Source organism: Candidatus Marivariicella sp. (assembly GCF_983056325.1).
This window is the reverse complement of record NZ_CEZOWA010000029.1, coordinates 1-9,562: the sequence shown is the minus strand read 5'-3', so window position 1 is coordinate 9,562 and position 9,562 is coordinate 1. Positions and strand designations below refer to the sequence as shown.

Sequence of the window (9,562 nt, the reverse complement as noted above, 5' to 3'; positions counted from 1 at the left end):
TTAGATGAATTCAAGGATTCGAGAGAAAATGACTGAAGGGATTCTTCACCAGAAATAATTATTTGTTCATTAAACTCATGTAATGATTCTTTATGAAAAGAAACGGGACTTAGACCATCTTCTTGAGTTATGTTTTTTATCAATCCGTTTTCAATAAAATTTATACCGGAGCCTGATTGAAAAAACAATCGCTTAGACGATTGTAAAAAGTCATATACGTTATTGGAAAGCATACCATCCGAAATATTTATATTTGAGAAAGTATCATTATCTAAAGAATATTTAAAAAGACCCGATCCGACTGAACCAATATAGAGAACCCTTTCATTTTCAATAAACATTAATTTTGTTGGAGTTGAGGTTGCTAGAGAGTTTTTGGAGTCTCCATTGTATGTGAATTTTTTAACAAAAGAATTGAAGTTATTTTCATAAACAGAAAGACCAGATTGTTGGTTTGTGACATATAAAAGAGAACCTATTTTTTCAATATCAACGAACCCCCTGGGCACATTACTGTTTAAAAGTTCGTTATAATCATAATAAGTAATTATTGACTCTTCATTTTTATCTCTGAGTAATATTGCTTTTGGAATTTCAAACAAACCATTGTCGTGAGACGCCATTAAAACATCATCAATACTTTTCAAATTGTCAATAACATATCCCTTAAAAGAGTTTTCAGAAAAAATAGTAGTATCAAGATTTTTTTTGTTAATGTCAAAAACATATAATTCCCCTCCCCCAATGAAAATAAGATTCCCATCACTTTCAAATTTCATTTTTGAAAAACTAAAAGGAAAACTTTTTTTATAATATGTTTTCTGATTTAAGTCTTTAATTTCAATGGTGTTATTATAGATACTTACATATTGATTTTTATAAGTATAGAAGAAATCAGACTCATCATAGCCTCCAATCTCAGTTACAGAAATACTTTTGTTTTTTAATTTCTCTACACCAATATTAGTCGTAAAATATAGCTCATCATTATCAGAACGTACCGAACTAAGATCTCCAAGAAATTTTAAACGTACTGAATTTTTAAAATTTAAATCAGTTTGAATAATGTCTGATGAGCCTTCATCCCAAAATAAAAAATTATTTTTAAAGTCAGTAACTTTCGAACTTTTAGGAATCGAACCTGTTTTTAGTGGATTGATCATGAGATTACCAGAACTAAGAGAAACCTCATAGTCTACACCTGATGTTCTCAAAAAAATAGGGCCTTCAAAAACAGACAGTAAAGATTTTATTTGAGTAGAAACTGAAACCATATTATCAAAACTTGATGTTTCTATATTAAAAACAACAAGTTCTTTTTCACTGGCAACTAATAATCTATCATCGTACTCTTCAATTCCAATGATCTTATTGCTTGTGAGCTTAGATTTTTTTCCCTTAAAATATCTTTTAAAAGTTTTAAGTTTTTTGTTAAAAACATTAAAGCCATTATCAGTAGCAATGAATACCTTTGACTCAGAGAAAATTATTGATTTTTCGTTATTATTAGAAACTTTTGAAGTGGAAATTGATAAGGGGCTTAAGGGGTCGAAAGTATAGTGAGCCTCTAAGTTAAGATTAGAATCAATAACATAATAGCCTGAGTTTTCAGTTGCCACCCAATATTTATTATCCAGAATATCCTCAACTATTGACACTGGACTAGAAGCCAACTTTATCTGTTTAAAATTAAATTCATCAGAATTAAAGATACTTAAGCCGTCCTGAGACATTGCGATTAGATTATCGTCTTTGGTTATGGTCAAAGCATCAACTTTAGAGTTTAAAATACTTAAAGAATCCTGGATGTTAGAATAAAACACATGACTTTCATCATCATAAAACACATTTAAACCCTCATCAGTAGCAACCCATAAAAGACCACTGTTTTGACGACCAATATCAGAAACATTATTTGAGCTTAGTGACAATTCAACTGGATTATTTTGAGCACTCAAATCATAACAAAAAACAATAAAAAAGACACTTAAAGCAACACTTTTCATTGATAGCCTTATCATTAAAGGTTTGTTTTGATTTGAGCCTTAGCTAGGTTTTTAACTAAAGAATTTTGCCATGTAGCGAAATTATCATTAGCCAAAGTCACAAACATTTGTTTACTTTCATCTGTCTCTCCTACTGCTTTTTTGGCTAATCCTAAAAAATATTGATGATACGAGTCATCTCCCATTGCCTCAGCACTAAGATTAGCATATGATTTGATTGACTCTTCAGGATAACCCTCCATTAAATTTAGATAACCGGACAATCTATAAAAATTATTCATTGCATTAGTATTGAATCCCAATCTTGTTTCACTTAAGACCTGAAACTCATTTAACAACTCGCGAGCTGAATCGTAGTTCGCAAATAAAATATTATACCATATATCCATCGAAACCTCATTAGCAGAGGTGTTTAATTCAATACGGCTTTTTTGGATATCATCTCCAGCATTGTTTAATAAAATTGATTTTTGACCCGCTCTTAACTTTTTCATTTTATTTATAGAAGCAAGAGTTTCTTCTTGTTTTTGACTGTGACCAAACGCCCTAAACTTTGATTCTTCAATGAATGTGAGGTAAAAAAGTTTTTCTAACTCCTCTATATCAGTAAAGTTTTCAATTTGAACCTCACACTCAGAAAGAACACGAATAGCTCCTGCAAAATCTTTTTGATAAATATAAGTATGAGCCTTAAGCTCACTCAAAGATACAATCCAGAAGTGGTCGTCTAACTTTTTAGAAACCTCAATTGCCTGATCATAGAATTTTCTTGCTTGTTGATATTGATTTTGAAAAGTATAAACATGACCAACCATTAAAAGTGAATTTGCATAAGGACCACTTTCCTCACCCGCCTCAAATTTTTTGATAATATCTAATGATTCTTCATATGCAGACAATGCTTTATCAAATTCACCTTTACCTCTGTAAATGTTTCCTAAAAATCTTGATGGACGTGAGCTTTCGGGAAGTATTTTTGCCCCTTTTTCAAGATAAGATATGCCCTTGTCTAAATCACGTTGTTCAGGAGCTAGCATTGTAAAACCTGAACCTGTTGGAAAATGAAGAGCAGCCAATTGAAAATAAGCAAAAAACGAATCGGGATTAATCTCAATTGCTTCGTTCCAACGTTTTTCTGACGCTTTTGGATCTGAATTGTTTTTAATATTTCCAGACCAAAGTCTAAGTTGATAGTATTGAGGATAGTCATCGATTAAAGAGTCCATAATTTCATCTTGCTTTTTTCTGTCACCATTAATTTGTCTTTCATAACTAGACTCTATTAATCTTGATTCAAGATCTGTGAGACCATCAAGACTTGACATTGCTTTTGAAAAGTCACTTCTTTTTTCTGAATCGGATTTAATATTGTTACCTAGAGTTTTAGCAAGAGCAAAATCAGGGTCTTTTAAAATTATTGACTTTAAGAGCTCTTCATTAAGCCAATTTCTTCTTTCTTCTTGATTTAAAAAATAGTCATCAAGTAATTTGGCCGCTTCTGGCGAACTTGAAGTTAAAGGTATTCTTAGAACTTCTTTTTTATTACTTGAGCATGAAGCTATAGTAATTACAGATATTAATAAAAGGATTAATTTTTTCATTGTTTTAGTATTAAATTAAAAAAGTTGAATAATGTAGAGGCTTAGTATGTAGGACACAAAAAGCACTATGGATTTGATTAAAGATTTGATTGCAGTATTTACATGTAAAAATTTTGTAAAAGCTATGTTTCCCGTTACATAAACCATGTGAGTTAAATGTTTGTGATATTCCTCAGGATTTTCTCGTAAGCTTTTGAATTTTGGATGGTACTCTGAAAAGTCCTTATTGTCCATCGCTATGTCTCCAAAAAATAAAGGAGATTTTAAAGCTGATTGTTTTAGTCTAGGAAGAAAACATCGAATACAGGAGGAAAAGGAAACTATTGTAAAGAATATTCCAGGAATTAAAAAAAGTAAGGTCAAGTAGTCCCAGAATGAAATAAAAGACAAGCTGTATACATTTTCGTCATCAATTACATCTATCGTATAAGCCGCTGTAAAAAACAAACTATAAACTGAAATCACAACACTAGATTTAATTTCGGCGTATCGGATTTGATCATAATTATAATGGATGATCTCCCAAAAGTCTTCTACATTTTTTCTTTTTTCCATTCTTAAATATTTATTTCAAGCCCATAGACAAAATCCGTATCGTTTTTTAGACGTTTAATATAGTTAACAGAACGGTATCTTACAATATACCTTACGTAGGTACTTAATTTTTCATTGATTTTAAATCGAATATATTGATTGGCAAAAACACGAACATTCGCAATTTCATTATATTTCCATTGGGAGTATAGTGTAGTCGATGAAGTGACATTTTCAAAGAGTTTTATGGATGAAAAAACATTGAAGGAAATCCTTGTTGTTTTATGGTTTGACTTATCGTAGTCAACATTTTCAAAACTATATTCAGGGTATGCTTCGAATTCATAAAAAGGACCTATGGCAATGTCAAAATAATTTTTATCTTTTTTGTAGAGATGTTGCCTGAGACCAACACCAAACAAAGTCCTTTCTTCTATAAAAGACCTCTTACTTTCCCCTGTTTGAAGAAATAAAAACAAGCTGTGGTCTTCGTTTAAAATCTTATTCCATCTAAATTGAAGGTTGGTGCTTTTATCAAAATTATTACCGTTAAAATTAGTAGAGGAGTGAGAAAAAGTTAGCCTAAAAAGATCATTTTTAACTCTCGACCCAATAGTTAGGTCAGTTCTTAAAAAAGAAAGATCAAAGTTACCAGTTTTCTTATCACCCATAAAATTTGCAAAAGCATGAAAAGTGGAATCAATTTTTTTTAAACTAGACTCTGTATCAATAATAGTTTGAGAGAATAGATTAGTTGAGAGTAAAATTATCCCAATGTAAAAGAGGTACTTGTTTTTCAAAATCATTATGATATTTCTCGAAGATAATTAAAAAATGAGTTATCACAATAAAGGTCAGAATTAATTATTTCAATTTAGAGATTTCTTTTATGTGATTTGGCCCTGTCTCACAGCAACCTCCTAAAATTGTTGCTCCAGCATCCATGAATTTTTTAGCAAATTCAGCAAATTTTTTAGGAGTAAGATCTAGCCTTTTTCCCAAAAACTCACTTGGGTTTCCAGAAGTACTATTTTCGTAATTATCTGCATATCCTGATATTGGGTTTGTAAGTTTAAATCCGTTAAGTTTAAATCCAAAAGGGACACCAAGCCCTTTTATTTCTTCGAGGTTTAACTCGTAATTTTCAGGGGAGATGCAGGAAAGCATTAGTCCTATCAAATTGTTATGATGAATTTCAGTTACAATATCTGTTATTTTTTCTCCACTGGGTAGATTTACTCCTTCCGAAATATGAGCCCCAATCAAATAGGGTTTGTTAAAAGGTTTTATTGCTTCTATTGCCTGCCTGAATTCATTAACACTGCTGTAAACATCCAGGTAAAAGAAGTCCACATAGGAATTGAGTATTTTCGCCTGATCATAAAAATTATCTCTTATTTCAGTGTCGTCTCTAGTGTCAGCTTCATAAACAAGGTTTTGAGGAGGTAGACCTCCTGCAATTAATACATGGGGGTAAAGCTTTTTAGCTTTTCTTGCTATTTTACCAGCGGTATTATTTAGGGATTCAAATTTATTCTCAATATTATTTTCTCGAAGTCTTATTCTTTTTGAGCTAAAGGTTGTTGTAACGATAACTTCTGCACCAGACTTAATAAAATCTATGTGTGTGTCTAAAACAAGTTTGTGATATTTTTCATTTAACAATGCATTTGCACTCCATAAAGTTCCGTTTACCTCAAGTCCTCTAGCGAGTAACTCTTGCCCCATACCCCCATCCAAAACACGTACTTTTTTAAAAAAATCTTTATCCATTTGTAATACTTTAAATTCTGAATAATTAGGTATGCAAGATAATTTAAAATCATTGTTTCCGGTTTACTATCTAAATCAAAATTCATTTTTCAAACCCATTAATGATAGATTTTTAACTTTGATAGACAATAATAAAAACATTATAAATTAAAATAATGATTGAGATAGTAAAAAGAGCCAAATTTTTTTCTGACAGGACAGCTATTATATCTAATCAGACCCAATACAGTTATGACCAACTGTTAAGAAAATCACACTCCTTAGCTTCCAGTCTACTGAATAATAAAATAGACTTATTAGAAGATCGAGTTGCTTTTTTAGTTCCTTCAAGTTTTGAATATGTAGTAACTCAATGGGGTATATGGAGAGCAGGTGGGATTGGAGTGCCGCTTTGTACCCTTCACCCCTTACCATCGCTTAGGTATGTGATTGAAAACTCTGAAGCATCAATAATAATTGTCAGTAAAGAGTATAAGAAGCTCTTAGAACCATTAGCTAAGGAGGTTAGAATTAAATTATTAGTTGTTGACAATTTATTAGAGAGTTCAATCGCAGACCTACCCACTATTTCGTCAGATAGAAGGGCTATGATATTGTACACTAGCGGAACAACGAACTTGCCTAAGGGTGTCGTTACAACCCATCACAACATACAATCTCAAATCGAATGTCTTGTAAATGCATGGGATTGGAAGTCAAAGGATCAAATCTTAAACATTCTTCCTCTTCACCATATTCACGGAATTATTAATGTTTTAAGTTGTGCTCTCTGGTCAGGAGCATGCTGTGAGTTTTTACCAAAATTTGACTCCGAGGAAGTCTGGGAGAAATTAACAAATGGACAGCTATCATTATTTATGGCAGTCCCCACGATTTATTTTAAATTAATTGATTTTTGGGAATCCTCTTCTGAAAAAGACAAAACAAAGTTTTCGGCGGGGATAAAAAACTTAAGACTTATGGTTTCAGGATCTGCTGCGTTACCAGTCCCAATATTAGATAGATGGAGAGAAATTACATCACATACTCTTTTGGAGCGATACGGAATGACTGAGGTAGGGATGGCTTTATCAAATTCATACAAAAACGAAAGACGACCAGGTCATGTTGGACTCCCTTTACCTGGAGTTAAGATTCGACTTATTGATTCAAACGGAAAGCGTGTTGATGACAAAGGCGAGCCTGGAGAAATTCAGATTAAAGGTCCTAGTGTTTTTAAAGAGTATTGGAAAAAATCAAAAGAGACAATTGATTCTCATCAAGACGGATGGTTTAAAAGTGGAGATGTAGCTATTTTTAAAAATGGAATGTATAAAATTTTGGGAAGAGACTCAATAGATATTATTAAATCGGGAGGGTATAAAGTCTCTGCATTAGAAATCGAAGATGTATTATTAAGACATCCGAAAATTAAAGAATGTGCAGTGGTAGGTATTTCTGACGATGAGTGGGGAGAAATAGTTGCCGCAGGAATAATTTTAAAGGATAAAAATATTGACTTAGGCTCATTAAAAGACTGGGCGAAAGAATTATTACCTGCTTATAAAATTCCAAGAAAAATAATTATTCTTAAGCAATTACCCAGAAACACTTTGGGTAAAGTGACAAAAAAAAGTCTAAAAAATTCATTTGATTAACACAACGTAATCTTCAATTTTTATTTTGGATTGATTTTAATCGCAATGAATAAAAAATTCTGTTTAGAATAAAAACATAATTACGGATTAGGTAATTCAATAAGTTTTCCGCCCAAAGTTCCTTTAAAAAACCGTTTATTTTTAATAATTAAGATTTCTCCATATTCACCCCTTTTAATACTCGAGTCTACAGCAAATATTTTATTGTTATATAATTGAACCACTTCTTTCTCTGAGGTATGACCAACCACAATATGTTTTGAGTCCAGAAGCTTTAGAATTCTTGAAATATCGACCTCCTTTAAGTCTCCATATTTTTGGAAATATCCACGATACCATATTAACCCCTTTGGGCCATAATATAAATCATAATAGCCTAAAGACTTCATCCTTTTTTTAGGAGTGTCAATATGCTCTCTCATCATGGTATTTAATTTCTCCAAATCCACACCATTTTTATCTATGAATTCTTTAGAAACACCACCATGAACAAAAACATTGTCATTAATTTTTATAATTGTTGATTTAGAACGCAACCATCTTCCGATGATAGTCTTATCACTGTATAATTCAGAATAATCCAAATTCAATAATTGAGAGGATAATTTATATTTGTTAGCGATATATCGAAGGTCTTTTTGAAGGACCATATATTCGTGGTTGCCTAAAAGGAAATGTAAACGACCCCCTTTGTTTTTCGCTTGAATTTCAAGTTTATAAATTAACCATAGCAGTTCGTTAACTTTTTCTCCCCTATCAAAAACATCTCCAACAATCACTAAATGTCCACTCCCAAAGTTCCAGTTTAGAGCTTTGTCAATAATTTTGTTGTTTTTTAACAGCTCAATTACCAGATCGTATTGTCCATGAATATCACTTAATGCAGCAATTTTTTCAACGCCTTTGAAGGTAGCTTTGTCTGAATAATATTTTCTATCGTATTTTTTTTTACTTAAAGTTTTAGAAACAACTTTACCGTTAACTATCATTTTTTCAATAAGCCTGTTTCTTTTAATAAAAACATATGGTCCGTCAGATAGACTAGAGAATTTGTCATCAATACCATTTTTCATATCCCCAAGAACTTGTCCAAAAGAAAGGAGTGGAATAAACAGTAATAGTAGAAGAGGTTTTTTCATGAAAACAGTAATTAAGCGAATATTAAAACAATATAAATTATAATAACAAGAATTGTAAACCACCAATACTTTTTCATCATTGAATTAGTCCATTTGTTATTACCCCACATATTACTTTCGTTTGAAACTAAAATAAGTCAAAAACCCAAAACAAACAAACACAAGTAAAAAACCTAATCAAGAAAATACAGATTAAAAGCCACGACTAATGGAAAATAAAAACTCTTTAAATCAAAGATCTAGAGGGTGTGTTGGCGGCCCTACCAGTTCTTATCACTGTAACTGTATAGCTGTATAATTTATAACATATAAAATATATTAATAGCACCCAGAAGCACTGTTTATACCTTTTTGGACACTAGGTGGTTTGATTCGTTTATCGCAATCAGTTTTTTTAATAAATATTATATCGATTTCAGATTTATACGTAACTTAAAAATTATGAGAAAATTTGTTATTTATTTAATATTGACAATATCACATTTTTCTTTTTCTCAATTTACTGAGGACTTAAGTAAAGCGGATGATGAGTGGAATAAAGTAGTTAGAAAAAAGAATATAGCAGTGGAAAATTCTTGGGAAAGTGTACCTATTTTTCCTGGTTGTGAGGGTGTAAAAAAATCAGATAGAAGACAATGTTTCCATGAGCAAATGAAAAAGCATGTCAAAATAAATTTCCGATATCCAGAAATTGCAAAGGAAATGGGAATTCAAGGAAGAGTTTATGTAACTTTTATCATTTCTAAAGACGGCAGTATTAAGAATATTCGCACACGTGGACCAGATAAAAATTTAGAAAAAGAAGCAGTTCGGATTATCTCAAAACTTCCGGATATGCCCCCAGTTGTCCAAAAAGGTGTAAATGTAAGTGT

At 31.5% G+C, this 9,562-nt stretch carries 8 protein-coding genes; 2 read left to right on the top strand and 6 right to left on the bottom strand.

Going from position 1 to position 9,562, the window contains the following annotated elements:
• The 5 genes from AC3ATN_RS08115 to AC3ATN_RS08095 all read right to left on the bottom strand — a co-directional run.
• A partial coding sequence (locus AC3ATN_RS08115; protein ID WP_487532774.1) for a hypothetical protein occupies window positions 1–2,006 on the bottom strand: 2,006 nt, incomplete at its 3' end.
• 14 nt (window positions 2,007–2,020) lie between these two features.
• A complete protein-coding gene (locus AC3ATN_RS08110; RefSeq protein ID WP_487532773.1) occupies window positions 2,021–3,607 on the bottom strand; it encodes a tetratricopeptide repeat protein in 1,587 nt (528 codons plus the stop codon).
• A gap of 15 nt (window positions 3,608–3,622) precedes the next feature.
• Entirely contained in the window at window positions 3,623–4,162 is a 540-nt protein-coding gene (locus AC3ATN_RS08105) for a Pycsar system effector family protein (protein ID WP_487532772.1), read from the bottom strand.
• A gap of 2 nt (window positions 4,163–4,164) precedes the next feature.
• Window positions 4,165–4,941 carry a DUF481 domain-containing protein gene (locus tag AC3ATN_RS08100; protein ID WP_487532771.1) on the bottom strand — a complete coding sequence of 259 codons (777 nt, stop codon included), beginning with the start codon at window positions 4,939–4,941 and terminating at the stop codon, window positions 4,165–4,167.
• A 64-nt stretch (window positions 4,942–5,005) separates the two neighbouring features.
• On the bottom strand, window positions 5,006–5,914 hold the full coding sequence (locus AC3ATN_RS08095; protein ID WP_487532770.1) for a homocysteine S-methyltransferase family protein: 909 nt from the start codon (window positions 5,912–5,914) through the stop codon (window positions 5,006–5,008).
• A gap of 155 nt (window positions 5,915–6,069) precedes the next feature.
• On the opposite strand from AC3ATN_RS08095, the gene AC3ATN_RS08090 reads away from it, so the two are divergent.
• The gene (locus AC3ATN_RS08090) at window positions 6,070–7,551 is read left to right on the top strand and encodes an acyl-CoA synthetase (RefSeq protein ID WP_487532769.1); all 1,482 of its coding nucleotides are present in this window, start codon (window positions 6,070–6,072) and stop codon (window positions 7,549–7,551) included.
• Between the two features lie 80 nt (window positions 7,552–7,631).
• On the opposite strand, the gene AC3ATN_RS08085 is transcribed toward AC3ATN_RS08090, so the two are convergent.
• Entirely contained in the window at window positions 7,632–8,690 is a 1,059-nt protein-coding gene (locus AC3ATN_RS08085; protein ID WP_487532768.1) for a metallophosphoesterase, read from the bottom strand.
• A 441-nt stretch (window positions 8,691–9,131) separates the two neighbouring features.
• Between AC3ATN_RS08085 and AC3ATN_RS08080 the strand changes: the two genes are divergently transcribed.
• The coding region (locus AC3ATN_RS08080) for an energy transducer TonB (protein ID WP_487532767.1) at window positions 9,132–9,562 on the top strand (431 nt) is incomplete at its 3' end.